The sequence below is a fragment of the Vibrio sp. 10N.261.52.A1 genome (assembly GCF_002876325.1).
Taxonomy (GTDB): domain Bacteria; phylum Pseudomonadota; class Gammaproteobacteria; order Enterobacterales; family Vibrionaceae; genus Vibrio; species Vibrio chagasii.
Genome location: NZ_MCYD01001340.1, coordinates 1 through 689, shown reverse-complemented (window position 1 = coordinate 689; position 689 = coordinate 1). Strand labels below are relative to the sequence as shown.

Here is a 689-nt window from a genome sequence, read left to right as displayed (position 1 = left end):
GATCTGATACAGGAAGCGGCCTCATCAAGCCGTTATATCCACCTACCCAAGCCTGTTACGGTATTGGTGAAACAGACCATTACTGACAACTACCTAGCAATACAGCTAACCTGTAAGGCTTATGTGGTGGATACAGCCTATGAGAAGTTGTTCGAGACTGATATTACACTTCGTGTCATGAAAGAGTTTAAGAAACACAACATCAACCCACCTAAAATCTCAGTGGCTGCCCACTCTTAATTTTAGGTTGATAGCTAGATTGCTAAAAACAAAAACACCTCCGCACTTGAATAAGATTCGGAGGTGTTTTTTTATGGTTTCCGCCTATTTAACGCTGTTGTCTTTCCGGCTTGGTTAATTGAACTAAACCTTAAAGTACTTCAACTGTTCAGTGAGATGTTCAGTGGTGTTTGCCATCTTCTGACTGTCTTCAGCCAACGATTGTGAAGCCTGTAGCACTTCGTTAGCGGCCAAATGAATCCCAGTGACACTCTCACTCATCTCTGTTGCTACTGTACTCTGCTGCTCGGATGCTGCAGCAATTTGCGAAACCATATCATTGGCATTGTGTAGCTCATTCACAATTACATCGAGTTGTTGGCGTGTCTCGTTAGATGCAACCACGCTGTGGTCCACTTTTTCGTTGCTGCTTTGCATAGCATTAAATGTACGTTCGGCTTGTTGTGTTA

At 43.3% G+C, this 689-nt stretch carries 1 protein-coding gene and 1 pseudogene; one reads left to right on the top strand and one right to left on the bottom strand.

Annotated elements, in window-relative coordinates; genetic code table 11:
• Positions 1 to 240, top strand: a pseudogene (locus BCT81_RS27585) (mechanosensitive ion channel family protein); the annotation flags it as partial.
• A gap of 123 nt (positions 241 to 363) precedes the next feature.
• Here the strand turns inward: BCT81_RS27585 and BCT81_RS27580 are convergent.
• On the bottom strand, positions 364 to 689 hold a 326-nt coding region (locus BCT81_RS27580; protein ID WP_133152754.1), incomplete at its 5' end, for a methyl-accepting chemotaxis protein.